The organism is Leeuwenhoekiella sp. A2 (assembly GCF_047946655.1).
Lineage (GTDB): Bacteria > Bacteroidota > Bacteroidia > Flavobacteriales > Flavobacteriaceae > Leeuwenhoekiella.
The window spans coordinates 1119964-1146518 of record NZ_CP172311.1; the positions used below are offsets into that span (position 1 = coordinate 1119964).

Annotated in this window: 25 protein-coding genes and 1 tRNA gene; 13 read left to right on the forward strand and 13 right to left on the reverse strand. The window is 37.3% G+C overall.

The window, feature by feature from the left end; all coding sequences use genetic code 11:
• Positions 1–44: 44 nt before the first annotated feature.
• The 12 genes from tsf (at position 45) to ACH3PA_RS05060 (ending at position 13833) form a co-directional block, all read left to right on the forward strand.
• Positions 45–1010: a translation elongation factor Ts gene (gene tsf, locus ACH3PA_RS05005; protein ID WP_416439733.1), complete on the forward strand. Its 966-nt coding sequence runs from the start codon at positions 45–47 to the stop codon at positions 1008–1010.
• Positions 1011–1122: 112 nt separating this feature from the next.
• The gene (gene pyrH, locus ACH3PA_RS05010; protein WP_416439731.1) at positions 1123–1827 is read left to right on the forward strand and encodes a UMP kinase; all 705 of its coding nucleotides are present in this window, start codon (positions 1123–1125) and stop codon (positions 1825–1827) included.
• 51 nt (positions 1828–1878) lie between these two features.
• Positions 1879–2442 carry a ribosome recycling factor gene (gene frr, locus ACH3PA_RS05015; RefSeq protein WP_416439729.1) on the forward strand — a complete coding sequence of 188 codons (564 nt, stop codon included), beginning with the start codon at positions 1879–1881 and terminating at the stop codon, positions 2440–2442.
• An 83-nt stretch (positions 2443–2525) separates the two neighbouring features.
• Complete coding sequence (locus tag ACH3PA_RS05020) at positions 2526–4676, forward strand: DUF5686 family protein (protein WP_416448449.1); 2151 nt, start codon at positions 2526–2528, stop codon at positions 4674–4676.
• Between the two features lie 67 nt (positions 4677–4743).
• On the forward strand, positions 4744–7152 hold the full coding sequence (locus ACH3PA_RS05025; RefSeq protein WP_416446594.1) for an efflux RND transporter permease subunit: 2409 nt from the start codon (positions 4744–4746) through the stop codon (positions 7150–7152).
• A gap of 118 nt (positions 7153–7270) precedes the next feature.
• Entirely contained in the window at positions 7271–8713 is a 1443-nt protein-coding gene (gene asnS / locus ACH3PA_RS05030) for an asparagine--tRNA ligase (RefSeq protein WP_416446592.1), read from the forward strand.
• A 139-nt stretch (positions 8714–8852) separates the two neighbouring features.
• The gene (locus tag ACH3PA_RS05035; protein WP_416446590.1) at positions 8853–9497 is read left to right on the forward strand and encodes a hypothetical protein; all 645 of its coding nucleotides are present in this window, start codon (positions 8853–8855) and stop codon (positions 9495–9497) included.
• Positions 9498–9507: 10 nt separating this feature from the next.
• On the forward strand, positions 9508–10242 hold the full coding sequence (locus ACH3PA_RS05040) for a hypothetical protein (RefSeq protein ID WP_416446588.1): 735 nt from the start codon (positions 9508–9510) through the stop codon (positions 10240–10242).
• Positions 10243–11004, forward strand: a complete 762-nt coding sequence (locus tag ACH3PA_RS05045; protein ID WP_416446586.1) for a sensor histidine kinase — start codon at positions 10243–10245, stop codon at positions 11002–11004.
• Positions 11005–11007: 3 nt separating this feature from the next.
• Positions 11008–11643 (forward strand): response regulator, encoded by a 636-nt coding sequence (locus tag ACH3PA_RS05050; protein ID WP_416446584.1) that lies wholly within the window; start codon positions 11008–11010, stop codon positions 11641–11643.
• 130 nt (positions 11644–11773) lie between these two features.
• The gene (rpoN, locus tag ACH3PA_RS05055) at positions 11774–13228 is read left to right on the forward strand and encodes an RNA polymerase factor sigma-54 (RefSeq protein ID WP_416446582.1); all 1455 of its coding nucleotides are present in this window, start codon (positions 11774–11776) and stop codon (positions 13226–13228) included.
• Positions 13228–13833 (forward strand): hypothetical protein, encoded by a 606-nt coding sequence (locus tag ACH3PA_RS05060; RefSeq protein WP_416446580.1) that lies wholly within the window; start codon positions 13228–13230, stop codon positions 13831–13833. The genes rpoN and ACH3PA_RS05060 overlap by 1 nt, the downstream gene beginning before the upstream one ends.
• Here the strand turns inward: ACH3PA_RS05060 and ACH3PA_RS05065 are convergent.
• The 9 genes from ACH3PA_RS05065 to ACH3PA_RS05105 all read right to left on the reverse strand — a co-directional run bounded on the left by ACH3PA_RS05065 (position 13828) and on the right by ACH3PA_RS05105 (position 20290).
• The gene (locus ACH3PA_RS05065) at positions 13828–14490 is read right to left on the reverse strand and encodes a porin family protein (protein WP_416446578.1); all 663 of its coding nucleotides are present in this window, start codon (positions 14488–14490) and stop codon (positions 13828–13830) included. The genes ACH3PA_RS05060 and ACH3PA_RS05065 overlap by 6 nt on opposite strands.
• 142 nt (positions 14491–14632) lie before the next feature.
• The gene (locus ACH3PA_RS05070) at positions 14633–15112 is read right to left on the reverse strand and encodes an ExbD/TolR family protein (protein ID WP_416446576.1); all 480 of its coding nucleotides are present in this window, start codon (positions 15110–15112) and stop codon (positions 14633–14635) included.
• Between the two features lie 27 nt (positions 15113–15139).
• Positions 15140–15754, reverse strand: coding sequence for an ExbD/TolR family protein (locus tag ACH3PA_RS05075; RefSeq protein ID WP_416446574.1), 615 nt, complete (start codon positions 15752–15754; stop codon positions 15140–15142).
• Positions 15755–15766: 12 nt separating this feature from the next.
• A complete protein-coding gene (locus ACH3PA_RS05080; protein ID WP_416446572.1) occupies positions 15767–16207 on the reverse strand; it encodes a hypothetical protein in 441 nt (146 codons plus the stop codon).
• Positions 16208–16233: 26 nt separating this feature from the next.
• Complete coding sequence (locus ACH3PA_RS05085) at positions 16234–17028, reverse strand: MotA/TolQ/ExbB proton channel family protein (protein WP_416446570.1); 795 nt, start codon at positions 17026–17028, stop codon at positions 16234–16236.
• A 74-nt stretch (positions 17029–17102) separates the two neighbouring features.
• Positions 17103–17190: transfer RNA gene (locus ACH3PA_RS05090), tRNA-Ser, on the reverse strand.
• 114 nt (positions 17191–17304) lie between these two features.
• The gene (locus ACH3PA_RS05095; protein WP_416446568.1) at positions 17305–18330 is read right to left on the reverse strand and encodes an asparaginase; all 1026 of its coding nucleotides are present in this window, start codon (positions 18328–18330) and stop codon (positions 17305–17307) included.
• Positions 18327–19451, reverse strand: a complete 1125-nt coding sequence (locus ACH3PA_RS05100; RefSeq protein WP_416446565.1) for a 1-acyl-sn-glycerol-3-phosphate acyltransferase — start codon at positions 19449–19451, stop codon at positions 18327–18329. The genes ACH3PA_RS05095 and ACH3PA_RS05100 overlap by 4 nt, the downstream gene beginning before the upstream one ends.
• Before the next feature lie 59 nt (positions 19452–19510).
• Complete coding sequence (locus ACH3PA_RS05105; RefSeq protein WP_416446563.1) at positions 19511–20290, reverse strand: TatD family hydrolase; 780 nt, start codon at positions 20288–20290, stop codon at positions 19511–19513.
• 112 nt (positions 20291–20402) lie between these two features.
• Here ACH3PA_RS05105 and ACH3PA_RS05110 point away from each other — a divergent pair, with 112 nt between their 5' ends.
• Positions 20403–20843, forward strand: coding sequence for a retropepsin-like aspartic protease (locus ACH3PA_RS05110; protein ID WP_416446561.1), 441 nt, complete (start codon positions 20403–20405; stop codon positions 20841–20843).
• 71 nt (positions 20844–20914) lie between these two features.
• Here ACH3PA_RS05110 and odhB read toward each other — a convergent pair whose 3' ends face one another.
• From odhB to ACH3PA_RS05130, 4 genes are all read right to left on the reverse strand, one after another.
• Entirely contained in the window at positions 20915–22165 is a 1251-nt protein-coding gene (odhB, locus tag ACH3PA_RS05115) for a 2-oxoglutarate dehydrogenase complex dihydrolipoyllysine-residue succinyltransferase (RefSeq protein ID WP_416446559.1), read from the reverse strand.
• A gap of 47 nt (positions 22166–22212) precedes the next feature.
• Positions 22213–24972, reverse strand: coding sequence for a 2-oxoglutarate dehydrogenase E1 component (locus ACH3PA_RS05120; RefSeq protein ID WP_416446557.1), 2760 nt, complete (start codon positions 24970–24972; stop codon positions 22213–22215).
• Between the two features lie 199 nt (positions 24973–25171).
• Positions 25172–25519, reverse strand: coding sequence for a hypothetical protein (locus ACH3PA_RS05125; protein WP_416446555.1), 348 nt, complete (start codon positions 25517–25519; stop codon positions 25172–25174).
• Between the two features lie 10 nt (positions 25520–25529).
• On the reverse strand, positions 25530–26504 hold the full coding sequence (locus ACH3PA_RS05130) for a polyprenyl synthetase family protein (protein ID WP_416446553.1): 975 nt from the start codon (positions 26502–26504) through the stop codon (positions 25530–25532).
• Between the last annotated feature and the right edge of the window lie 51 nt (positions 26505–26555).

The window sequence follows — 26555 nt, forward strand, 5'->3', positions numbered from 1 at the left end:
CTCACTAAACGACTTTTATTTTAACTCATAAATAAGGACATACAATGGCAAAAATAACAGCCGCAGACGTTAATAAACTAAGAAAGGCAACCGGTGCAGGTATGATGGACTGCAAAAATGCGCTTGTTGAAGCAGACGGTGATTTTGACAAAGCAATCTCTGTTCTTCGTAAGAAGGGACAAAAAATTGCTGAAAAGAGAGCAGATCGTGATTCTAGCGAAGGAGTTGTTGTAGCAAAAATAAACGATGACAACACAAGAGGTGTTCTCGTTTCTCTTAACTGTGAGACAGACTTCGTAGCAAAGAATGATTCTTTTGTAGAAATGGCTAACCAATTAGGTGATGTTGCTTTAAACTACAATTCTAAAGAAGAATTTTTAGCCGCAGATTTTGAAGGAATGTCTGTTTCTGAAAAATTGATCGAGCAAACAGGTGTTATAGGTGAAAAACTAGAAATAGGTGGCTTTGAAGTTCTTGAAGCTCCTTTTGTAGGTGCTTATGTTCACGGTAACAAAATTGGAGCCTTAACAGGTCTTTCAAAAGCTACTGATGATGCTCCTGAAGTTGCTAAAAGTGTTTCTATGCAAGTTGCTTCTATGGGTGCAACAACATTGTCTTACAAAGATTTTGATCCTGCTTTTGTTTCTTCAGAAACTGAAGCCAGAATCGCTGCTATTGAGAAAGAAAATGAAGAGTTGGGCCGTTTAGGTAAAACACTTAAAAATGTACCTCAATATATTTCTATGTCTCAATTAACTCCAGAAGTTATGGCTAAGGCAGAAGAAAATATTAAAGCTGAATTGAAAGCTGAAGGTAAGCCTGAGCAAATCTGGGACAAAATCGTTCCTGGTAAAATTGATCGTTATATTGCTGACAATACAACTATGGACCACGAGAAAGCATTGCTTGATCAAAACTTCATTATGGATGACAGCATGAACGTAGCAAAATATGTTGCTAGCAAAGGTGATGCTGAAGTAGTAAGCTTTAAAAGAGTTACTCTGGTTTAGTACCTCAAACAAGATTAACTAAAGGCTGCCATAAGGCGGCCTTTTTTTATGCCTAATTCTTTCTTTTAGTCAATACCTATAAAATGTATATTTGCAAAAATCTTCTCCAACTATGTATAAACGTATACTTCTCAAATTATCTGGCGAGGCCCTTATGGGAAAACGTCAATATGGTATTGACCCAGACAGGCTTGCAGACTATGCTGCAGAAATTAAATCTATATTAGATGAAGGTATTGAGGTCGCCATAGTAATTGGCGGCGGTAATATCTTTAGAGGCGTTGCAGGTGCCAGCCGCGGTATGGATCGTGTGCAGGGTGACCACATGGGCATGCTCGCAACCGTTATTAACGGTCTTGCGCTACAAAGCGCTCTTGAAGACGCAGATATACCTACACGATTACAAAGCGCTATAAAGATCAATGAAGTAGCAGAACCATTTATACGCAGACGCGCAATACGTCATTTAGAGAAAGGCAGAGTTGTAATATTTGGTGGTGGAACAGGAAATCCATATTTCACAACAGATTCTGCAGCCGTATTAAGAGCAATCGAGATAAACGCTGACGTTATTTTAAAAGGAACTCGCGTTGACGGAATATACACCAGTGATCCAGAAAAAGACAAAAAAGCGATCAAATTTGATTTTATTAGCTTTGATGATGTTTTAAGAAAAGGCCTTAAAGTAATGGACACAACCGCATTTACTTTAAGCCAGGAGAATGAACTACCCATCATCGTTTTTGACATGAACAAGAAAGGAAACTTATTAAAGGTTGTTTCCGGAGAAAATATAGGAACCACAGTAAATTTATAAATTGCTACATTTGGTGCAATTTTTGATTTTCAGGCTACAAAATTTTTAATTATGAATGAAGATATTCAGTTTATCTTAGATACTACTGATGAGTCAATGCAAAAGGCAATAACTCATTTCAAAAAACAATTAGTAAATATACGTGCAGGTAAGGCAAGCCCAGCAATGTTAGGGAGTGTGATGGTAGATTATTACGGCAGCCAGACACCGTTATCTCAGGTGGCAAATGTAAATACTCCTGATGGTCGCACTATATCTATTCAACCTTGGGAGAAAGCTATGATTCCTCAAATCGAGAAAGCGATTATAAATTCTAACCTAGGCTTTAACCCCATGAACAATGGTGACAGCATTATTATTAATGTACCACCACTTACAGAAGAGCGTCGTAAGGAATTAGTAAAGCAAGCCAAGAGCGAAGCAGAAGATGCTAAAATAGGTATCCGCAATGATCGAAAAGGCGCTAATAATGACATCAAAAAGCTTGAGAAAGACGGACTGGCAGAAGATCTTTGCCGTAATGCAGAAATAGATGTGCAGACTTTAACAGACAAATACATCGTAAAAGTTGAAGAGATTCTTGTTGTAAAAGAAAAAGAAATTCTTACCGTATAACATACGTTAAACATATGTCAAGAGCGACCCATGGGTCGCTTTTTTTATAGTACTTTTAGACAAAACCCATCAGAATCAAAACATTGATACACAGAATATTCTTCTCTCTTTTTCTAGTCATTTCTTTATCTATACAAGCCCAGGATCTAAGCACATCAATAGCAAAAGATGCAGATTCTATAATGCTTGCAGCTATTAGAAATGTGCCTCAAAACAATCCCCAGCTGGCTTTAAAAAAGTATAGTTTCACCACTTATGAAAAAACGATAATTACAGATTCTTTAGAAAAAAGTAATTCGCACTCCTTTTTTACAGAAAAAGTATCGCGCAATCGGTACTCCTCATATAGCGGTTTTAAGGAAGAGGTTTTGGGTCTTGAAATGGCAGGTTTTAAAGAGCCTCGTTACGAAGTACTTGCTGTCACCCTACAATCCCGATCATTCTATGACGATGACTTTGTCATTTTTAATTACAGATATGCAGGGCCTTTATCCTCTCGTGGTGTTAAAAACTATTACTATACGTTTCTGGGCGACACTACAATTTTAGGCAGACCCTCTCTGGCATTGCATCTTGAACCTAAAAGACCTCAAACTATTCCCGGTCTTGAGGGTATAATATGGCTTGATGCAGAAACACTGGCAATTCAAAAAGTTCATATTGACCTTAAGGATAATCTTATTGCCACAATTGAAAGAGAATATGAATATCTGCAGGAGAAACAGTTGTACCTACCTAAGACGAATAAGCTCTATATAGAAAAAGGTAATTCATCACACAGGTTAGCCCTTTTTAAAGGCAAAGTATCTATGGGCACCATAGAAACTAACCCTGTGAAGGAAGCCATAAAAGGCAGACACTTGCTTTCGACCTCATTGAATTCTAATTATGATTTTGAGAGCGATGAACAAATTAAGCATCCTAATCTGGCTATTGAAATTCTTCCGGGTGCAGAAACACAACCAGAAACATTCTGGGGAAAATACAGAACAGAATCGCTTTCGCGAAAGGATATAAACAGTTTCTCCTTTCTTGATGATGTGGTAAAAGCCGAAAATATTGAGAAAAGACTTGCAATAATCAGCAATTTTGGTATTGGTTATTATACAGTAGATTTTTTTGATTTTGACCTGACTTACCCCGTTAAATACAACAATTATGAAGGTTTACGGTTGGGCTTAGGCGGAGTAACGAATTCTGAATTTTCCAGAAAATTTCGCCTCGAGGGTTATACAGCCTTCGGTTTTAAAGATAAAAAACTAAAATACGGTTTAGGCGGGGGTGTACTTCTTAATGAATCACATGGAGCTTGGCTTAGTTTAACTTATAATGATGATCTTCAAGAAGTAGGTAGTTATAATTATTTAACTGACAGGCGCGTGTATTCTCTCTTTGAACCGCGCTTAGTGAATATCACACAATTCTTTGATTATAGAACAATTCGAGTTAATCAGGAATACCAGATTACACCAAAGATTTTATCTGAACTGCAACTATCTAATGTACATATTGAGCAAACTACGCCTTACAGGTATCTTCTTAATGGCAAAACATACAGAGACTATACCGTCTCTGAAGCTACGTTAGGCTTGCGCTGGAGTCCTTCAAGCAAATTTATGCGCTCTAAAAAAGGTACTGCAGAAATATATGATGGTTTCCCTAAAGTAACCGCACAGGTAACAAAGGGCTTTTCAGGAATTTTCAATAGCGACTTTGACTATACTAAAATTGGCGCAAAAGTTTTCTACAGAGTTAATCGTCTAAATAAATCTGCTACTGAAATTCTGGTAGAAGGAAATGCAGGTTTTGGTGACTTACCGCTTTCACACCTTTTTCACGCATATCCTAATGCACCCACAAAAGAAACTGTCATGCAACGCTTTTCTGTTGCGGGAATAAACAGTTTTGAGACGATGTACTTTGGCGAATTCTTCTCAGACAGGCTCGCCACTGTGCAGGTAAAGCATAGGCTTCGCCCTTTTAACTTGGGCGAAAAGTTCAAGCCAGAGATGGTTTTCATAACCAGATATGCAATTGGTGATATAAGAAACCCCGCAGATCATCTTGATGTAAGCTTCAATTCTTTAAAAAAAGGATATACTGAGTCTGGTTTTGAGCTTAACAAGCTACTTTTTGGTTTTGGAACAAGCTTAACATATCGCTATGGCGCCTATCACCTACCCGATTTTGCAGACAATATTGCTTTTAAATTCACCTTTTACCTCGAACTATAAAAACATAAGTTTAAAGCGCAAGTAAAGCTTTTAAAATAAGTACCTTTGCGCCTCTTAAAAATCTACGATGACCAAACTTTTTAGTTATGGGTTTTGGGATGGAATTGCCCGAATCATCTTACGCAACAGGCTTTTTATACTCCTCCTTATCGTAGGGGTGACCGTATTCTTAGCAAGTCAATGGCAATACATGAGGTTTACCTATACCGAGGCAAACCTGTTACCAGATGACCATGAGGTAAATATAGAATATCAGGCTTTTCTTGATAAATTTGGCGAAGAGGGTAACCTTATCGTTCTGGGTGTAAAAGACTCTTCTCTATTTACTCCAAAAGTTCTCAATAAATGGAATGCACTTTCTACTGCAATCAGCAAATACGATGCAGTTGCGCTCTCTGTTTCACTCAAAGACCTTAAACTCCTTGACAAGCAGGAAAATCCTAAACGTTTTGATCTCAAACCTTTTATAACAAACAATATAAAAGACGAGGCTGAAGCCAAAAAATACCACGACGAACTATTCAACAATCTCCCTTTTTATGAGGGTCTCATCTACAATAAAGAGACTGGCACCGTACGCAGTGCGATCTATCTTAAAAAAGACATTGTTAATACTGCCGCGCGTAAAGATTTTATAATAGAAGATCTTATTCCGCTTATTGAAAATTTTGAGAATGAGACCGGGATTACCGTACACACGAGCGGTATGCCTTACATTCGTACTCTCAATTCACAGAATATAATTGATGAGATTGGCTTATTTGTGGGTGGAGCACTTCTGGTAACATCACTCATCTTCTTTTTCTTTTTTAGATCGTACAGAGCCACTTTTATTTCTATGATCACCGTTATTATAGGTGTGATGTGGGCTTTTGGTTTCTTAGGACTTCTTAAATATGAGATTACAGTTCTTACGGCTCTTATACCGCCGTTAATTATTGTAATTGGTATACCAAACTGTATTTTTCTAATAAATAAGTACCAGCAGGAATACAAAAATCACGGTAATAAAATAAAGGCGCTGCAGCGCGTAATTACTAAAGTAGGTAATGCTACTTTGATGACAAACATTACCACTGCATCTGGTTTTGCAACCTTTATCTTGACTAAAAGTTCGTTACTAAAAGAATTTGGTATTGTAGCCTCAATAAACATTCTGGCCATTTTCTTATTGAGCCTTTTGATTATCCCTATTATTTATAGCTACATGACACCTCCCAAAGAGCGTCATCTTAAACATTTGGGCAAATCATGGATCGAAGGTTTTGTAAACTGGATTGTACGCATGGTACAGCACAGACGCATCACAATTTACATAGCCGCTATTGTGCTTCTCATGATAAGTATGATAGGCATTTACCAAATTAGAATTTCTGGCAGTCTTATAGAAGATATGCCAAAAAATACCGAATTCTTTAAAGACATCAAGTTCTTTGAAAAAGAGTTTGACGGGATAATGCCACTAGAAGTACTTATTGACACTAAACGAAAAAAAGGTGTGATGAAGCTGCCCACTTTGAGAAAGATGGATGAGCTTAGCAATACAATAAGTGAAATACCAGAATTATCTAAGCCTATCTCTGTCGTGAATCTGGTAAAATATGCCAAGCAGGCATTCTATAACGGTTCTCCGGAATATTACCAATTACCTACTTCAAATGAGCGAAATTTCATTCTTCCTTACGCAAGTAGTTTTTCAAATCAGGCAGGATTATTAGACAGCTATGTTGATTCTACAGGTCAGTATGCGCGCATGACAACTTTCATGAAAGATATAGGCACAGACCGTATGGAAATTGTTGAAGACAATCTCTGGAACAAAATCAACATTCTCTTTCCTCCAGATAAGTTTGATGTTAGCCTTACGGGGAAAGCGCTGGTTTTTCAAAAAGGAACAAATTACCTCGTTACCAACCTTGTAATAAGCCTGTCGCTTGCAATATTTCTTATTGCTATTTTCATGGCATGGATGTTCAGATCATTTAAAATGATCCTGGTCTCATTAATTCCCAATTTACTGCCTTTGATAATAACAGCTGGTATAATGGGGTATTTAGGCGTACCTATAAAGCCATCAACTATTCTGGTGTTTAGTATTGCCTTTGGAATTTCAGTAGATGATACGATACACTTTCTGGCAAAATACAGGCAGGAACTGCGTACCAGTGGCTGGAAAATCAAACGATCTGTGTACGCATCTATGCGTGAAACAGGCGTAAGTATGTTTTATACATCAATAGTGTTATTCTTTGGTTTTTCAGTATTTATGATCAGTAGTTTTGGCGGTACAGTCGCTTTAGGCGGATTAGTATCTGCTACATTGCTATTTGCTATGTTATCAAACTTGCTGCTATTACCCTCGCTTTTACTTTCGCTAGAGCGAAATGTGGCTAACAAAGAAGAATTTAAAGAGCCTAGTTTAAATATTATAGATACTGATATCTCTGAGGAGAATGAGGAGGAAAAAAACGGCTAATTTGTAAAGAAAAACGCCCTTTTAATACATAAAATCGCATTATTACAGCATAAAAACATCTTGGCAGAGAAGAATGTACCATTTATCTTTACTGCCTGTATTTTTTAGATATTAAAGCATGAAAAAAAACACGATTGTACACATTTTAAAAGACGAAGCCAGACATCAGGAGATAGAGGTAAAAGGTTGGGTGCGCTCATTTAGAGCAAATCGCTTTATTGCCTTAAATGACGGTTCTACGCTTAATAATTTACAATGTGTAGTAGATTTTGAAAATACAGATGCAGACGTTCTAAAACGTATAACTGTAGGTGCTGCAATAGCAGTACACGGGGCTTTAGTAGAAAGTCAGGGCTCTGGTCAACGTGTTGAACTAGAAGTTAAAAATGTAACGATATTAGGAGATGCAGATCCTGAGGATGTAAAACGCACGATCTTACAACCTAAACGTCACACACTAGAGAAACTAAGAGAACAAGCCCACCTTAGAGTACGTACAAATACCTTTGGCGCAGTAATGCGTTTGCGCTCTAAACTTTCTTATGCCGTACATAAGTACTTTCAGGATAATGATTTCTATTATGTAAACACGCCTATAATTACAGGAAGTGATGCAGAAGGCGCCGGCGAAATGTTTAAGGTTACCGCTCTAGATCTAAAAAATCCTGCAAAAGATGAGCAGGGAAACATTAATTACAAAGAAGATTTCTTTGGCAAAGAAACCAATCTTACGGTTTCTGGTCAATTAGAAGCCGAAACTTTTGCCTTAGGACTAGGTCAGGTGTATACCTTTGGGCCAACCTTTAGAGCAGAAAACAGCAATACTTCACGTCATCTTGCAGAATTCTGGATGATTGAACCCGAAGTTGCTTTTTGCGACCTTGACGGAAATATGGATCTCGCTGAAGATTTCATTAAATACGTTCTCAAGTATGTTATAGATAATTGCCAGGACGATCTTGAATTCCTGGAAAATCGCTTAAAAGAAGAAGATAAATCTAAACCGGAGGCAGAAAGAGCCGAAATGGCATTACGCGATAAACTTAATTTTGTTGTAGATAACAATTTTAAACGTGTAAGTTATACTGAAGCCATCGAGATACTTAGAAATTCTAAACCTAATAAAAAGAAAAAATTTAAATACCCTATTGAAGAATGGGGAGCAGATCTACAAAGCGAGCATGAGCGTTTTCTTGTGGAAAAACATTTTAAATGCCCTGTTATTCTTTTTGACTATCCTGCAAAAATCAAGGCATTCTATATGCGCTTAAATGAAGACCAAAAGACAGTACGCGCTATGGATATACTCTTTCCTGGTATTGGTGAGATCGTAGGTGGCTCACAGCGTGAAGAACGTCTTGATGTGTTGAAAGAAAAAATGGCTGCTTTAAATATTCCGGAAGAAGAATTGTGGTGGTATCTAGACACTCGTAAATTTGGAACCTGTGTACATAGTGGTTTCGGTCTTGGTTTTGAACGTTTAGTTCTTTTTGCCACTGGCATGACTAATATACGAGATGTAATTCCTTACCCTCGTTTTCCACAAAATGCAGAATTTTAGATAAATAATAAACCCGCCAGAGAGCGGGTTTATTATTTTAAAACCTCCTTTTTTCGGGGGAAAATCCCCTTTTTCGGGATGATTTCCCCCTTATTATAAAAAGATAGTTACTTTAGGAGAAATAATTAACCTCCTATTAATGAAATCAAACTTAATCCTGGCTCAAGCTATAGGCTGTCTTTTTCTATTTGCAGCCTGCGAAAACAAACCCTGCGATTGCGATGATCTGACAGAAACATCTATAAACGCTCCGGCAAATATTATTCCCCTGCCCGCGGCAGACTCTTTGTACATAGAATATGGAAACAATAATGTTGCACTTCTAGAATTAGCTGAAAATGTGACCGAAGAAGGAGATACTATTCCACCGGAAGACGCTAAATATAAAAAAGCCACACGTGCTGTTGCGCTGCCTTACAAACAGCTAAAAGAATATTTAAAATACATTGAGCAACAAGCAGATTCTGCAGGTGTTGAGATTGTTGATCTTCGTATCTATTTTGGGAAATATGGTAAAAAAGTACCTCATAAAGATAAAAAAGGTAAAGAAACGGTTTTCTTAAATCCTACAGCAGAGTTTACACTTGCAGATGGCACTAAAGATACGGTGAGCTACGCCATAGTAAAAGCAGCAAATGGTAAATATAGCGCCGTGATGGTAGGTACTCTTCTTAACCCCAAAAAAGAAGAAATGAGTTCTGAGGCAACAGAAGAGGTTCTTTCTATGTCTGCAAATAAAGGTCAAACTATCCCGCCTCCTTATAATCAAAAAAACGATTTTTAAATAGTAATACATGTTGTACACTTTAGCCTTAGAAAAGATAGCCAGTCCTGATTGGGAGGGCCGCCTGTCAATTTATAAGAATATTACAACAGACTTTATGCTTTTGTGTGAGTTCGTCTCATTCATTGTTGGATTGATTTTTTTCAAAAAATATAAAGGAACTCCAGTTGTCTTGTTTATTATTTTTTTAGGATATAATATGCTTAATGAACATGTTGCAAGTTTATACTATATTCTGGGGAACGACAATAATCACATATTTTATAACATAAGATCAGGAATATATTTCCCTTTAATGCTCACTTTTTACTGGCTTTTTTTAAAAACTAATAAATTTAAAAAAGCCACCTTAATTTTAGGATGTGTATGGCTAATTATATATCTAAGCGCACTTCTGCTAGGCAACTTTGAATATAGTTTCGACTTATTAACATCATCATTAGGAGATTTTATTTTGATGTTAATTATTCTTTTTAATCTTATAGAAATAATAAACAGCAGCAACCTTTCTAATGTTACAGACAATATTGTTGTGTATGTAAGTCTGGGTTTTCTTATTTACTTTGTGGCTGATTTACCCATAAGCGTAATTATCTATACTGGATGGTTAAGGGACGCAACTGAAGAAGAGGTAAAATTCTTCATCCTATTTCGCCAAATTTCTATGGTGATAGGCAGTTTTATGTATCTTATTTTTGCATATGGTTTATGGAAATCTAAAAGACCTGATGTAAAATTAAAATAAATGGAAAAGAGAACCATTCAATTGGTTTTACTCGTTGTTCTTCTGGTATTACTAATGCTTGTAGTCATTGTGTTTGTTCTTTTCTCAGTTTTTATGAAACGAAAAAACACCCTTATTAATGAGCGAGCAGATGCTGAAAAACGTTTTGAACACGAAATAGCAGAAACCCAAATTGAGATACGTGAAGAAACCCTGCGCAATATAAGCTGGGAGTTACACGATAACATTGGGCAGTTGCTTACTCTGGCAAAAATTAAGGCTCAAAATATGCACAGTGCCAATCAAGAAGAAATCAATGAAATTGCAGATACCATTGGCACGGGTTTAAATGAACTTAGAGCGCTTTCTAAATCAATTAATCCGGAAGCATTAAACAATCTTACTCTAGAGCAAGCACTGCGCCTTGAGGTCGCTCGCTTTAAGAGGCTGCGTTTTTTAGACGCCACTATGCGCGTAGAAGGAGATCCTATAAAGATAAATGCCAAAGCAGAAATAGTTATCTTTAGGATCATGCAGGAATTTTTTACAAATACCATGAAGCATTCGCGGGCAGATAACCTGAAGATCAAACTGTATTTTTCGCCTAACGAACTCAAAATTGTGGCTCAAGATGACGGCGTAGGCTTCACAGAATCAGAAAGTACACTTAATGGTATAGGACTTTTAAATATGAAAAGAAGAGCCCAGCTAATTAATGCCGAAGTTGCCATACACTCTTCCCCCGGCGATGGCACTAGATTAAATTTAAACTATAAAATATAAATCTTGAAAAACAGAGTAGCAGTCGTAGATGACCATACATTACTGTCTGAAGCAATAGCCGGCTTGGTAAGACAGTTCCCAGATTTTGAAGTTGTAGCCGTTTACAAGAACGGAAAAGAGCTTCTCAACTATTTAAAAAACAGCAAAAAACACCCAAATATCGTCCTAATGGACGTTAATATGCCCGTTATGAATGGCATAGAAACAACATTAGCCCTTTCTAAAGATTTCCCGGAAATTAAGGTAATCGCCCTTTCTATTGAAGAAGATGAGCAGATCATCTTAAAGATGATTAGAGCTGGTGCTAAAGGATATCTTCTTAAAGACACGCAAAAAGAGGTTTTAAAACAAGCTTTAATTGATGTAGAAAAAGTAGGTTTTTACCACACAAATACGGTAAAAAAGATATTAAAATCGGCAGAGAATAATCCCAAAAAAGAAATAATTCTAAAAGAGAGAGAGATTGAATTTCTCAAGCTGGCATGCACAGAAATGACCTACAAAGAGATAGCAGATGTAATGTGCCTGAGTCCTAAAACTGTAGAAGGATACCGCGAGGCACTTTTTCAGAAATTAAATGTAAAAAACAGAACAGGTCTGGTTTTATACGCCATAAAAAACAATATCTTCATTCCATAATATTTTTGTCCCTGCTTAGTTTTAGTATATCAAAGTATTTACCGGCATACAAGAGAACTTACCGTTAACATAATTTTCAGAAGACTTTGTATTGCCATTTGTTTATTTTTGTAATACAAGCTTATAATAAATGCTAAAACAACAACTCAATTTTAAACTTTCGCAAAAGCTATCTCCTCAACAAATCCAGTTGATGAAGCTTATACAATTGCCTACACAGGCGTTTGAGCAGCGCATTAAGCAGGAACTTGAAGAAAACCCTGCATTAGACAGTGGTAAAGAAGAGGTAAAAGATGAGTTTGATGAGTTTGACAATTCTGTAGATGACACCTATGAGTCTGAAACCATAGAGACAGACATAAATGTTGACGATTACTTATCTGATGACGAAATACCCAGTTACCGGCTTAATGCAAATAACTACAGCGCAGATGATGAAGAAAGGCAGGTACCTTACGCTTCCGGAACCTCATTTACTCAACATTTGCAAAACCAATTGAACACTTTTCGTTTAAACGAAGAAGAGTGGGAAATCGCAGAGTTTTTAATAGGCAGCGTAGATGACAGCGGTTATTTACGTAGATCTTTAAGCGATATTATGGACGATCTTGCGTTTACGCAAAACGTATATACTACAGAAGATAAGATCGAGAAAATTCTCATGCTGGTGCAAGATCTCGACCCTGCAGGCGTGGGTGCGCGCAGTCTTGAAGAGTGTCTTTTAATTCAGCTTAAGCGAAAAACACCAACAGAATCTGTTTCTCTAGCTATTGATATTCTTGAAAAGGCTTTTGATCATTTTAGCAAAAAGCATTATGCCAAATTAACTGCAAAGTTTGATGTTACAGAAGATCAACTTAAAGCAGCTATTGCCGAAATTGAACATTTAAACCCTAAACCGGGAAGCTCTTACTCCAGCAATACTAAGGTTGTAGAACATGTTGTTCCAGACTTTACTATTAAAATAGTAGATGGCGAACTAGAATTAACACTTAACGGTCGTAATGCTCCAGAAATGCATGTTTCGAGAGAATATAGTGATATGCTAAAAGGTTATAAAGCGGCTAAAGAGAAAAACAAATCTCAAAAGGATGCGGTTATGTTTATCAAGCAGAAACTGGATTCTGCTAAATGGTTTATTGAGGCGATCAAACAAAGACAGCAAACATTATTTGTAACCATGAGTTCGATAATGTACTATCAAAAAGAATACTTTCTTACTGGTGATGAACGCAATTTGAGACCAATGATCTTAAAAGACATTGCTGACGAAATTGATATGGATGTTTCTACGGTATCAAGAGTGGCAAATAGTAAATATGTTGACACTCCTTATGGAACGAAGCTCATAAAAGAATTCTTTAGTGAAAGTATGACCAATGATCAAGGGGAAGAGGTTTCTACCCGAGAGATTAAAAAAATACTTGAAATAACAATACAGGAAGAGAATAAGCGCAAACCACTTACAGATGATAAGCTTGCGAAGATTCTTAAAGATAAAGGATATCCTATTGCAAGGCGTACGGTTGCCAAGTATCGTGAACAACTTGATGTGCCTGTAGCCAGATTACGTAAACAGATTTAATGAAGACATTTCTTAAAAGCTTTTCATACATTTTTCACCCTTTGTTCATGCCGATGCTTGGGGTCGTTTTATACTTTTGGATTACACCAAAATTTGTACCTGAGCCTTTTCTGTATGCTAAAATTTTAGCTTTGGTGATACTAACGATTGTGGTGCCACTTTTATTTTATTTCTTACTTAGAAATCTTAAAATGGCTTCGTCTGTTTTTCTTTCAGACGTAAATGAGCGTAGAATACCGTTATTGTGCAATATCGTTTTAACTCTTACAATATTAAAGATTATAATAAACGGCTATGAATTTCCTGAGCTATATTACTTCTTTATAGGTATTTTATTTTCTTCAGCGGTAAGTTTCATTATGGTACTATTGCGCTTTAAGGTGAGTCTGCACATGGTAGGCATCTGCGGAGTGATCATGTTCATTATTGGCCTAAGCCTGCATTACTCCAGTAATTTATTATTATTCATTGCCCTCTTAATATTTGCAGCAGGAGCATCTGCTTCTTCAAGATTACAAGCCAGTGCGCATACTAATGCAGAATTGATTATAGGCGTTCTCGTGGGACTTATTCCGCAGCTGGCAATTCTCTATATCTGGCTATAAAATATAGAACATCAATCCCAGTTTAAACGTATTTATATCTACAGGTGTATTATCTGTTGTGGTGGCGTCTTTAAAAAATGAATTTAGGCTGTAGTAAAAGTGAAAGTTGAACGTATCATAGCCAAAGGTAAATGTAGCACCTAGACGGAACGGATCAAATTCTGCCACATCTGTCTGAATTACATGATTTCCCGGTTGCTCAAAATTGAATTTGTACGCATAGACGTAACCCAATTCTAAACCACTATAAATACGCCAAAACTTATTATTTACTGCAGTTGATGTGCGCCATCTAAATTGTATAGGCATTTCTACCAGATAGGTACTAAACCAGTTTTTATCATATTCATTTTGCGAATCTAAAACCGTAAAGATTGATGTTTCGCTCTCAGCCTCTCCTACAAACAGATTTTGATTATAAGTATTCATTGAAAAACCTAATCCTACACCTATCGCCAAATTACGTCTTTCATTAAAAGGCATGTCTCTTATAAAACCTGTATGCAATCCCCCACTAAAACCATTCTGCTCCATACCTGCCGGAGTATTTGTTAACAGGTTAAAGGTTATACCAAAATAAAATTGATCCTCTCTGTAAGCCGTATCAATCACACTATCTTTTGCTATTTCATTTTGTGCCCAAAGACTTGCTGACATTAGTAATATACAGAATAGAAAAAACGGTCTAAATCTATAAAAATCGGCTGTAGACATATAAAATTAGAAGTATAAAAAAACGTCCTGAAATAATCAGGACGTGTAAATTTTTAAGATTGCTCGTTATGATAAGCAGAAAACATTAGTTGCTTGTTACAGCGTCTCCTGATTTTGTAACGTAATTAATTTTAAGAGCATTCGCTTTTCTCAATTCCTGCTTAATATCAGAAACAAGACCCATGTTGGTATCTCCATCTACTTTTAAAGCAGTAGTAAGAAATGGCACTAGCTCTTCACGCTTAGCAGCTCGCTCTTCGTAAATGAAATTTTGTATTTCAGCTACATCTGCGAACTTATCATTCAACTGTATTTTGGCTTCTTTACCCACAGTTGACTGAAATCTCTCACTAGGCTTACCTGCATAAATATACATTACCAAATCTTTCTTATCAAGCTTTTCAACCTGATCTGCTGTTGGTAAATTATTATTAACCATAAGCGTAGTCTCCCTCATGGTAGTCGCAACCATAAAGAAGAAAAGTAGCATAAATACAATATCAGGTAAAGATGCTGTAGATATAGCTGGTAACTCTCCCCCTTTTTTCTTCGTGAATTTTGCCATTATTTAATTTTTAAAGGTTCTTAGCTATTACTTCTTAGGCTCTGCTTCAGAAAGTTTTTCTGGATACATTTCTCTAATACGCTCAATTCTTGGTTCCAGCTTATCCTTGTTAGCCTGAGAAGTTCTAGGATCATTGTAACGTGCTTCCATCTCAACAAAATCCATACCATATGCCTTTTGAGCTTCTCTGTCTCTTAATTGATTGTAAGCAGCAACTAACTCATTTTGTACTGAGATGTAACGCTTATAAGAGGTACCTCTGTTGTTCACCAAAGATATAATAGCCTTTTGTGGATTAACAGAAGATGATTCGCTCTTACTGCCTTCACAATAACTACAAGCATCATCACCAGTACCTGCACCGTTATCTAAGAACTCAACAGCTGCCGCTCTTAAATCTTTAAGATCCATCAATTCATCTTCAACAAGTAATTCATCATTACTGTTAACGTTTACAACGAAAAGATTACGCTCTTTGATCACCGGTGGTGGTGGCTGATTCTCGTCCTGTTCTGGTGGCAATTTTCTACTAATACCACTATCTGTCTCAATTGTTGTTGTTACCAGAAAGAAAATGAGTAGTAAGAAGGCAATATCTGCCATCGAACCTGCATTTACTTCTGGGGCTGATCTTTTTGCCATAATAATTAAGTTTTACTTTGCTAATTTCTTAACTCCTGAGAAAACCATAGCAAGAATTGCTACGACTGCCAGAATATAAAAAGCATAAATACCTGCCTCAACCCAATGTGAACCAGAAGCAGATAATACTTCACCATCTCTCATTTGCACTTCTTCACCGCTAGATAAGGCATAAGAAATACCTATGACAGCTAAGAAAGCGCCCAGACCTATTAAAGTACTCTTTAAACTATCTGCATGTGTAAATAAATTTACCAAAACAAAACCGATAACAAATATTAAGATTATAAGTAATGTCGCGTACGCAATATAGATAAACGGAGTAACCAGGCTGTTTTGCAGATCTCCTGAAGCTGTGATAGCCTCATCACCCGCAAGGAGTATTCTGATTAGCCATATTCCTCCCAAAAGAGAGAGAATATAAGCTATAATTTTTAATACTTTATGTAACATAATATATGTGTGTTATTAAAGGATTATTACTTTTTGTAACGTACAAGTAAATCGATAAGTGTGATAGAAGCATCTTCCATATCGTTTACTATACTATCGATTTTTGCAATGATATAGTTGTAAAAAATCTGAAGTATAATCGCTACTACAAGACCAAATACCGTTGTTAAAAGTGCTACTTTAATACCACCCGCAACAAGTGATGGTTGCATATCTCCTGCAGCTTCAATTTTATCAAATGCCTGAATCATCCCGATTACAGTACCCATGAACCCAAGCATAGGCGCAAGTGCGATAAATAATGATACCCAAGATACGTTTTTCTCTAATTGTCCCATTTGAACACCACCGTAAGCAACAACAGCTTTTTCTGCAGCGTCAATACCCTCGTCCATACGGTCAAGACCCTGATAGTATATAGATGCTACCGGTCCTCTTGTGTTTCTGCAAACTTCTTTAGCTGCTTCTACACCACCGCTGTTTAATGCATCTTCTACATCCTGAGCAAGTTTCTTAGTATTAGTAGTTGCAAGGTTAAGATAGATAATTCTTTCAATAGCAATAGCAAGTCCTAAAATAAGACAAAGAAGTACGATACCCATAAATCCAGGTCCCCCTTCTATAAAACGTTTCTTTAATTCTTGTGTGAACGACAAATCCTCGGTTGCATCATCATCTGCGGCAGTAGTAGCAGCTTCATCTTGAATGGCGGTTAGAACCGGTGCGGTTGTCGTAATTAGACTTGCAGTATTTGCATTGGCTGTAAAGTTACCTAAAGCGATTACAGCTGTGATTACTAGAATAGAAAATAATCTTTTCATTGCTCTTGATCTTAAAAATTTAGTTAGTAAAGTGATAAAGATATAAAATTAATTGTTTAAAATTTAAAATTTAGCAGAGAGGAAGGGATTCGAACCCTCGATACGCTTTTGGCGTATACACACTTTCCAGGCGTGCGCCTTCGACCACTCGGCCACCTCTCTATTAGCTACAAAAAACATTCTAAAATGTCTAGGTACGCACTGAAAATTACGATTGCCAAATAACAAAAAAAATGTCAGTTCCCAAAAGAGATAAAACATTAAAAAAGCTAAAATTTAGCTCATCTCCCCTCTAAGTGGTGTCTCAAAGATAGTCTTAAACACCTTTGGCGCCAAATTTTGTCCCAGCAGATACATCATTTTAGTAATTGCTGCTTCTATTGTGACGTCTTTCCCTGTAATTACGCCTATTGCACGCAACTGTGTACTCGTCTCATAATTACCCATTTGTACACTACCCGAAATACACTGACTTACATTTACAACCGGCACACCATTTTCTATAGTTTTTTTAAGCAAATTGATAAACCAGGTATGTGTCGTTGCATTTCCGGCTCCAAATGTTTTTAAAATTATGCCCCTGTAGGCTAATTTTTCAATCATTTCTGTTAAAATTTTCTCGCTTATACCGGGAAATAGATGAATAACTAACACATCTGTCACTAAAGAATGATGCACAACGAGCTCTTTTCTGCGTGCTCGCAGTAATAATTCATCATTTATCGTAAGATGTACTCCTGATTTTGCGAGGTAAGGATAGTTAGGAGACTGAAAAGCCTCAAAGTGTTCTGCGCTTAATTTTGTCGTGCGGTTACCGCGGTAAAGCTTATACTCAAAATACAAACAAACCTCTTGTATGTATGGCTTTTTCTTTCGCTGAAGCGAAGCTAATTGTACCGCAGTAATTAAATTCTCTTTTGCATCTGTCCTCAAATCACCTATTGGCAATTGTGATCCTGTAAAAATTACCGGCTTCTTTAAATTCTCTAACATAAAACTTAAAGCTGAAGCTGAGTAACTCATCGTATCACTACCATGCAAAATCACAAAACCATCAAAAGCATCATAATTACCTGAAATAACATTACAGATCTGGCTCCAGTATTTAGGTTCCATATTTGAACTGTCTATAGGCTCGTCAAAAGCAGATGTTGATATGTCACAATCAAGAAGGCGCAACTCTGGTATTTTTTCCAGAAGATCATCAAAGTTAAAAGATCGTAAGGCGCCCGTATCAAAATCACGTATCATACCTATGGTACCACCGGTATAGATGAGTAATATTTTAGGCGTAAAACTCAAGACAACTTCTCCTTATTGATAACAGGATTTGCATACATGAGTAAAAAGCTGTCAAGAGCTACTTCATTTGCAACATCAATTCTGCGCTCAAGACGTCGCTCAAAAGCTCTTTTATCTTTATCTGTATAGGCGTGAGTATATTTTTGGGACTTATTATAAAGATCATAGGCCACATAATTAGACGGCCATAACTTGTAATTAGAACGAATCACATTATCTATTTCCTGCGCCAGCTCTTGTAATTTATCGTTGTCTGAAATGGCTTTCGCCGAAATACGGTCAAAAATCTCATCATTTAACCGATTTACGGCCATATGAACCCGTTTTTTATTTCCTAAAGCTCCTCGTAATATGCTGTTAAAATCTTCATTATCGCTCTTCACATATTCTACCTCTTCTATTTTAGCCACTAATTCAGGCACTTTCAACACATCTGTAGGATCAAATTCATAAGAAATAGAAACGGGTGTAATCCTGAGACTTTTAAGATACTGTATGGGTTCCTTCTCACCTTTCGCCATAGCGATCATCTTTAGAACGCCTTGCTGTGTCTTATCATCGCCGTCTTTAGTGCGACCTTCTCGTTGTGCCATCCATATAGACTGCCCACCCTGCAACAAACTTTGTATATATTCTGAAAGCAACAGAGAACTCTTTAACATCTCTCTGGGCGAAAGACTACGCTGAACCAAAAAATTTCGGTTAAGTCTGGAGAGTGCCATTAAAAATGATTTTTTTACTAAATTATCTCCTATAGCCGAAGCGGTCATTACCAGATCATGCTCATAAAGCGCAACATTAATCAATGAAGTATCCAGAATAATATCGCGGTGATTTGATATATAGAGATAAGGAGTGTCTGCTTCTAAACCATCAAACCCCGAAGTAGAAAAACCATCTGTACTCTTTTCTATCACTTTTGAAACTGAGCGATAGATCACCCTGCTTTGAAAATCATAAATAGAATGACAACTTTCTAGCAATTGCATTACCTCATCATCGCTGAAATCTGGAAACGTAAATTGAAGCAAGGCCTTAAACATAGGATGCCTGGCAAAGTGCCGCAGCGATTCATTTACCTCACTGTCGTGATAAGGGCGTATAGAGTCAAATTTTGACACAATGATCTAGGTTGGTTAGTATAGATTTCATAAAAGCGGCAACAAATGAACAAAAAAAATTATTCATTAGCCAAATCAAAAATTTTGAGTGTGTTTTGAGCTGTTATTTCAGCTACATCTTCAACAGGTAAATTATATATTTCTGCCAGTTTTTGCGCCACCTTATCAATATAAGCACTTTCATTTCGCTTACCGCGAAAGGGTGCCGGCGCCAGATAAGGCGCATCAGTTTCTAGTACAATGTGTTTAATATCAATTTGATCTAAAAACTGATCAATCTTTCCATTCTTAAATGTAACGACTCCGCCTATTCCCAGTTTCATATTATAAGAGAGTGCCTGATGTGCTTGTTCCAGAGTTCCTGTGAAACAATGAAAAACACCTCTAAGATCTTCTGCTTTTTCAGATTCAAGAACCTCAAAAACCTCATCAAAAGCATCTCTACAATGAATCACGATGGGGAGATTTTTGGCTTTAGCCCACGATATTTGCTGCTTAAACGCCGATTTTTGAATCTCTAAGGTCGATTTTTCCCAGTACAGATCAATACCTATTTCGCCAACAGCGCAAAACTCCCGCGTTTCTAATTGATTCTTCACATGATCAAGCTCTTTCGCAAGCGTATCTTCTTTTACATGTGTTGGGTGCAGACCCGCCATTAAATGCATATTGCCGGGATACTCATCTTCTAGCGCGTACATTCCTTCTGTGTATGTAGAATCTATAGCTGGTATCATGAACCGCTCAACGCCTACTTCAAAAGCGCGTTCTATCATCGCTTCTCTGTCTTCATCAAATGATTCGCTATATAAATGAGTATGTGTATCTATCAATCGCATGTAGCAAAAATAAACTTTAAGAGAAGTCAACAGAGAAACTTTAGTAAAGATTTAGAACCTTTAGCTATATTTTAAAGTATGTTTGTTTGAGTTATCCATATTAAAGAATACCATGACAACCTCCCTCCGCAGGTTCCTTACCCAAAAAAATTACGTACGCGTACCTCTTACAGAAACCGGAACCGGGCATTTAGAATTTAAGGCGACAATTAATAATATAGAAGGAACTTTTATTCTTGACACCGGCGCATCCAGTTCATGCGTAGGTTTTGAAGGTGTGGAAAAATTTAAATTGTTTGCTAAAGAAAGCGAAGTAAAGGCTGCAGGCGCAGGCGCTATTGATATGCTAACACAGATCTCACAAAACAACATTATACAGATAGGAAAATGGACAAAAAAGAATGCCGAAATTGTGCTTTTTGATCTGTCACATGTCAATACCGCTTTAGAAAATCATAAAGCAGAACCCGTCAACGGCATTATAGGAGCAGATATTTTAAGAGAAGGACAGGCAGTTATAGATTATCAATACAACTGTTTCTATATAAAGTGAAAACAAATTTTTTATAAAACGAAAAAAGGCAGCCAGATGGCTGCCTTTTTATTTTTGAACATTCTTAAAACCTATAATTCTAGAGATTTAAGCACATTATTTTCCATTAATAATTCTTCAGGATTCTCAAGAGCCTCTTTAACAGCTACTAAAAATCCAACAGATTCTTTACCGTCAATAATTCTGTGATCATAAGAAAGTGCCACATACATAATAGGAGCTACAACAATACCACCATCACGTACTATAGGACGCTCTACAATATTGTGCATACCTAAAATAGCACTTTGAGGAGGGTTAATAATGGGAGTAGAAAGCATACTACCAAATACACCACCATTTGTAATTGTAAATGTACCACCGGTCATTTCATCTACAGTGATCTCACCATCTCTGGCTCTCAAAGCAAGTCGTTTCACCTCAGATTCAACTCCGCGGAAACTTAAATTTTCAGCATTTCTTATAACAGGAACCATAAGACCTTTAGGTCCTGAAACTGCAATAGAAATATCTTTATAATCAAAAGTGATTTTTTCTTTACCGTCTATCATTGAGTTGACATCAGGATACATCTCTAAAGCGCGAGTTACTGCTTTTGTAAAGAAAGACATGAAACCTAGACCTACACCGTGCTTATTTTTAAAATCGTCTTTATATTTTTTTCTTAACTCAAAAATAGGGGTCATATCTACTTCGTTAAAAGTAGTAAGCATAGCAGTTTCATTCTTAGCAGAAACAAGACGCTCTGCTACTTTACGCCTAAGCATAGAAAGTTTTGAACGTGTCTCTCCTCTATTTCCTGTCCCCGGAGTTCCCATTGATGGTTTTGCCTGTACAGCATCATCTTTTGTGATACGACCATCGCGGCCCGTACCTTTAACTTCTGCACCACTCATCCCCTTCTCATCAAGAACTTTTTTAGCAGCGGGAGATGGTGTTCCCGTAGCGTAAGTTTTGCTCTCTTTTTCTTTATCCTGGTCTTGTTTAGGGGTAGTAGATTTTGAAGGCTCCTCAGTTTTGGCTTCAGCTTTAGGTTCTGTCTTTTCTTCTTTTTTAGAAGACTCCTCTTTTGCGCCTGGCTTCTCAGCTTCTGTGTCTATAAGACAAACTACCGCTCCTACTGCTACCGCATCTCCTTCTTCCGCTTTAAGCGTAATGATACCGCTTGCTTCTGCAGGAAGTTCAAGAGTTGCTTTATCACTATCAACTTCTGCTATTGCCTGATCTTTTTCAACATAGTCACCGTCTTCTACAAGCCATTGAGCGATTTCAACTTCGGTGATAGATTCTCCCGGTGAAGGGACTTTCATTTCTAAAGCCATAATTCTAGTCTGTTACTTATTTTTTGTGCCCCAAAAGGCATTTTTTATTAGTCTTTATTAATATTGAATACGTCTTCCATCACACGCAGATGACGCCCCTTGTACCTCACTGAACTTCCTGCTGCCGGAGCACCATAGAATTTTCTGCTACATACTCTAAATTCTTTTGCTTCTGGTAAATGCATCAACATGTGGCCGTAAGCACCCATATTACGAGGTTCTTCCTGAGCCCACACAACATCATCTGCATTTGTGTATTTACTTATCGCTTTGCGCATTTCTTCTTTAGGAAGCGGGAACAGCTGCTCTACTCTTACTAAAGCTACATCATCACGACCTAATTCTTCACGTTTATCAAGAAGATCGTAATAAAACTTACCTGTAACAAAAACCAGAGTTTTTACCTTATCTACTTCTACAGATGCATCATCAATCACCATTTGGAAACTTCCGTTTGCCAGTTCTTCTTTAGTTGATACAACTTTAGGATGACGCAATAAGCTCTTAGGCGTGAAAACGATCAAAGGTTTTCTAAAAGTCGTTTTCATCTGTCTGCGGAACAGGTGAAATAAGTTTGCCGGGGTTGTGCAGTCTGCAACATACATATTGTCTACGGCACACATTTGTAAATAACGCTCCATACGCGCCGAACTATGTTCTGCACCCTGACCTTCATAACCGTGTGGCAATAACATGATAAGGCCGTTTTGCAATTTCCACTTGTCTTCTGCAGCAGAAATATATTGGTCTATCATTATTTGAGCACCATTGCTAAAGTCACCAAACTGAGCCTCCCAGATAGGAAGTGTATTAGGACTCGCCATAGCGTAACCATAATCAAAACCCACTACCCCGTATTCTGATAAAAGAGAGTTGAATATATAAAAGTGACCTTGATCTCCTTTTAAATTATTGAGAAGTACTATTTCTTCTTCACTATCTTCAACCTTGGTCACAGCATGTCTATGTGAGAATGTACCTCGCTCAACATCCTGTCCTGTCATACGCACATCAAAACCTTCTTTAAGCAATGAGCCATAAGCAAGCAACTCACCCATCGCCCAGTCTAGGTTGTTATCTTCAAAAAACATTTTTTTACGCTGCTCAATTAAACGGGCAATTTTGCGTAAGAACTTTTTCCCTTTAGGAAGTTGTGTTATAACCTCTGCGATCTCAGTTAGTTGATCAATATCAAAAGTAGTATCGATATCGGCCATCATTTCATCCTGAGTCGCCTGCGCAAAACCTTCCCACTCATCCTGCATAATAGCTGTGATGCGGGTGGTTTCTTCTTCTCTTGATTTCTCTAATTTTTCTTCAAGAGAATCTTTATATTCTTCTTCTAGTTTTGCAACATAACCTTCATCAATAATCCCTTCAGCGATAAGCTTTTTAGCATAAATATCTCGTGGATTATCATGACTTGCAATAGCCTTGTACAATTTAGGCTGCGTAAATCTAGGCTCATCACCCTCGTTATGCCCATATTTACGGTAACCTAATAAATCTATGAACACATCGCGACCAAATTCCATACGGAAATCAAGCGCAAAAAGTGCTGCATGAACAACCGCTTCAGCATCGTCTGCATTTACGTGCAATACTGGTGAAAGCGTAGTTTTACCTACATCTGTGCAATATGTTGATGAGCGCGCATCCAGGTAATTAGTTGTAAAACCTATCTGGTTATTAATTACAATATGAATCGTCCCTTTAGTTGTATAACCATCAAGATTAGCCATTTGCACCACCTCATAAACCACGCCTTGTCCTGCTATGGCAGCATCACCATGCACAACAATGGGTAATACATTGTTAGGTTTACTAGAGTGATGAAGATCTTGTTTAGCACGAGCTATACCTTCTACAACAGCTCCTACGGTCTCAAGGTGAGAAGGGTTAGGCGCTATATTAAGGTTGATCTCTTTCCCGTTTTTGCTTTTTCGTTTTGACGTCCAGCCTAAGTGATATTTCACATCGCCGTCAAATATCTCCTGGTCGTAATCTTTCCCGTCAAACTCGCTAAATATATCCTTAGCGTTCTTACCAAAGATATTAGTCAACGTATTAAGACGACCCCTGTGAGCCATCCCCATCACAAATTCTTCTACACCTCTGTCTGCCGCTGCATCTATAATAGCATCAAGCGCGGGGATAAAACTCTCACCGCCTTCAAGCGAAAAGCGTTTCTGACCTACATATTTTGTGTGAAGAAACGTTTCAAACGAAAGGGCCTCATTAAGTTTTTTAAGAATATGCTTTTTTGTCTCTGCTGAAAAATCTGGGTGGTTATCGTTTACATTGAGCTTATCCTGAATCCATTGAATCTCCTCAGGTTTTCTAATGTACATATACTCAACACCAATTGCGTCACAGTATATCTTCTCAAGATGAACAATGATATCACTTAGCGTGGCAGAACCTATACCCAATATCTGTCCTGCTGAAAACGTTGTACTAAGATCATCACTAGAAAGCCCAAAATTCTCTATATCTAGAGTTGGCGTATATTGACGCCGCTCTCTTACAGGATTTGTTTTTGTAAACAAATGACCTCGAGTGCGGTAACCGTCTATTAATTTTACAACCTGAAATTCCTTCTGCAAGGTATCTGGCACTACCTCCTGAGTGGGAGCGGGTGCAACAGCCTCACCGTTAAGGGAGCCGTTTTCTTCCATACCAAAGTCGAAGCCCTGAAAAAAGGCTCTCCAACTAGGTTCTACACTATCAGGATGTTGTAAATATTGATCGTATAATTCTGCAAAGTATGCAGTATGAGCTGCGTTTAGAAATGAAAATCTATCCATTTTAATATTTAAGCTGTCGATTTTAAGGGCAATTACTATACAAAAATACAATTTTTAAGCAGCATAGCATTTTAGAACTCATATTTTTATGGTTCTGTTTTTTTATTTAAACTGCACAATGCTAGCAGAATGCCCTTGGTTATATTGAAGATTTTAAAACCTTCCCGAAAATTCTGCATTTTTAACCGATTTTACCCCCTTAATACCGGTTTTTAAACAGTACTTTTTGCCATTCTCTTTTAAGAATAAGCACGCAAACCGCTTGCGCAATTTTGTCTACCTCCTGCTCTGGTACCTCTTTTACAGAGCGTTCTGGCACATCTATAGCGTAGAGTAAATTGAGATAAGATTCAAAATTTGTGGTTATAAGCTCAAACAGTAATGCAACCAGTCTTCGTACCAAAGACTTTGGCGTGGTGGAGTCATTAAAATTTTCATCTATCGCTGCTCGAGAAAAATCTTTGTTTATCTGAAGCACCAGATCCTGATACAAATTTTCAGCCTGAGCATTATCAAGTATTTTTTCGGCTTGTAAAGTGGTATTCATAAAAATAAAGCTACACCGTACGCTTCATTAATGCAAGTCCGAAATCTCTTAAAATTTCTTTTTTGTTATTTTCTATATCAATTTGATCAAGAACAGAAAAAGCACGTTGTGTGTATTTTTTAATCTCTTCCTGTGTGGCCAGCGCTGCACCAGAATCTACAAACAACTGCTTTACAGCTTCAATTTTGCCGGTGGGATCTGGCGGATTGATACTATATAAATGCTGAAGTTGCAGGGCCTCACTTTTATCTAATTTTTGAAGCGCGGTGAGATACAAAAATGTCTTTTTGTTTTCGATTATATCGCCACCTACTTGTTTACCAAAAGTAAGCGGATCACCAAATGCATCGAGATAATCATCCTGTAGCTGAAAAGCAATACCTAAATCTCTTCCAAAATTATAAATAGCATCTCTACAGGATTGAGAGGCATTTGCTACGATCGCTCCCATCTCAAGCGAAGCACCTAAAAGCACAGCCGTTTTAAACTGAATCATTTTTAAATACTCTGCTATGGTAACATCATCTCTTGTCTCAAAATCTACATCATACTGCTGCCCCTCACAAACCTCTATAGCCGTTTTAGAAAACAGTTTTGCAAGATCTTTAAAAGTGTTACCGTCATAATTCTCAAATAATTGGTAAGCATTTATAAGCATGGCATCTCCAGAAAGAATCCCTGTATTGATGTCCCATTTCTCATGCACCGTTTCCTGGCCGCGACGCAAAGGAGCATCATCCATAATATCATCATGCACCAAAGAAAAATTATGAAATACCTCAACCGCAAGGGCTGCGTCAAGCGCTTTTTCATAAGAAGCATCAAAAATCTCTGCGGTCATTAATGTAAGAACAGGTCGCAACCTTTTTCCTCCTAATTTGAGAATATACAGAATGGGCTCATAGAGGTTTGCTGGATCTTTCAGGTAGATCTTGCTCTCCAGATATTCATTAAAAGCTTCAGTATAATCAGGTATTGAACGCATGCTTAATTTTTTGGCTAAAATAAGACACCCGCTTCAAAGAATGGTAATTAT

Excerpts from the sequence above, each read along its gene's own strand:
- ACH3PA_RS05035 (WP_416446590.1), top strand. The coding sequence starts at position 8,853 with ATGAAATCAAACTTAATCCTGGCTCAAGCTATAGGCTGTCTTTTTCTA.
- ACH3PA_RS05080 (WP_416446572.1), bottom strand. The coding sequence starts at position 16,207 with ATGTTACATAAAGTATTAAAAATTATAGCTTATATTCTCTCTCTTTTG.
- ACH3PA_RS05065 (WP_416446578.1), bottom strand. The coding sequence starts at position 14,490 with ATGTCAGCAAGTCTTTGGGCACAAAATGAAATAGCAAAAGATAGTGTG.
- ACH3PA_RS05085 (WP_416446570.1), bottom strand. The coding sequence starts at position 17,028 with ATGAAAAGATTATTTTCTATTCTAGTAATCACAGCTGTAATCGCTTTA.
- rpoN (WP_416446582.1), top strand. The coding sequence starts at position 11,774 with ATGCTAAAACAACAACTCAATTTTAAACTTTCGCAAAAGCTATCTCCT.
- ACH3PA_RS05060 (WP_416446580.1), top strand. The coding sequence starts at position 13,228 with ATGAAGACATTTCTTAAAAGCTTTTCATACATTTTTCACCCTTTGTTC.
- ACH3PA_RS05130 (WP_416446553.1), bottom strand. The coding sequence starts at position 26,504 with ATGCGTTCAATACCTGATTATACTGAAGCTTTTAATGAATATCTGGAG.
- ACH3PA_RS05125 (WP_416446555.1), bottom strand. The coding sequence starts at position 25,519 with ATGAATACCACTTTACAAGCCGAAAAAATACTTGATAATGCTCAGGCT.
- ACH3PA_RS05040 (WP_416446588.1), top strand. The coding sequence starts at position 9,508 with ATGTTGTACACTTTAGCCTTAGAAAAGATAGCCAGTCCTGATTGGGAG.
- asnS (WP_416446592.1), top strand. The coding sequence starts at position 7,271 with ATGAAAAAAAACACGATTGTACACATTTTAAAAGACGAAGCCAGACAT.
- ACH3PA_RS05110 (WP_416446561.1), top strand. The coding sequence starts at position 20,403 with ATGACAACCTCCCTCCGCAGGTTCCTTACCCAAAAAAATTACGTACGC.
- ACH3PA_RS05105 (WP_416446563.1), bottom strand. The coding sequence starts at position 20,290 with ATGCGATTGATAGATACACATACTCATTTATATAGCGAATCATTTGAT.
- ACH3PA_RS05120 (WP_416446557.1), bottom strand. The coding sequence starts at position 24,972 with ATGGATAGATTTTCATTTCTAAACGCAGCTCATACTGCATACTTTGCA.
- odhB (WP_416446559.1), bottom strand. The coding sequence starts at position 22,165 with ATGGCTTTAGAAATGAAAGTCCCTTCACCGGGAGAATCTATCACCGAA.
- ACH3PA_RS05070 (WP_416446576.1), bottom strand. The coding sequence starts at position 15,112 with ATGGCAAAATTCACGAAGAAAAAAGGGGGAGAGTTACCAGCTATATCT.
- ACH3PA_RS05075 (WP_416446574.1), bottom strand. The coding sequence starts at position 15,754 with ATGGCAAAAAGATCAGCCCCAGAAGTAAATGCAGGTTCGATGGCAGAT.
- ACH3PA_RS05045 (WP_416446586.1), top strand. The coding sequence starts at position 10,243 with ATGGAAAAGAGAACCATTCAATTGGTTTTACTCGTTGTTCTTCTGGTA.
- tsf (WP_416439733.1), top strand. The coding sequence starts at position 45 with ATGGCAAAAATAACAGCCGCAGACGTTAATAAACTAAGAAAGGCAACC.
- pyrH (WP_416439731.1), top strand. The coding sequence starts at position 1,123 with ATGTATAAACGTATACTTCTCAAATTATCTGGCGAGGCCCTTATGGGA.
- ACH3PA_RS05025 (WP_416446594.1), top strand. The coding sequence starts at position 4,744 with ATGACCAAACTTTTTAGTTATGGGTTTTGGGATGGAATTGCCCGAATC.
- frr (WP_416439729.1), top strand. The coding sequence starts at position 1,879 with ATGAATGAAGATATTCAGTTTATCTTAGATACTACTGATGAGTCAATG.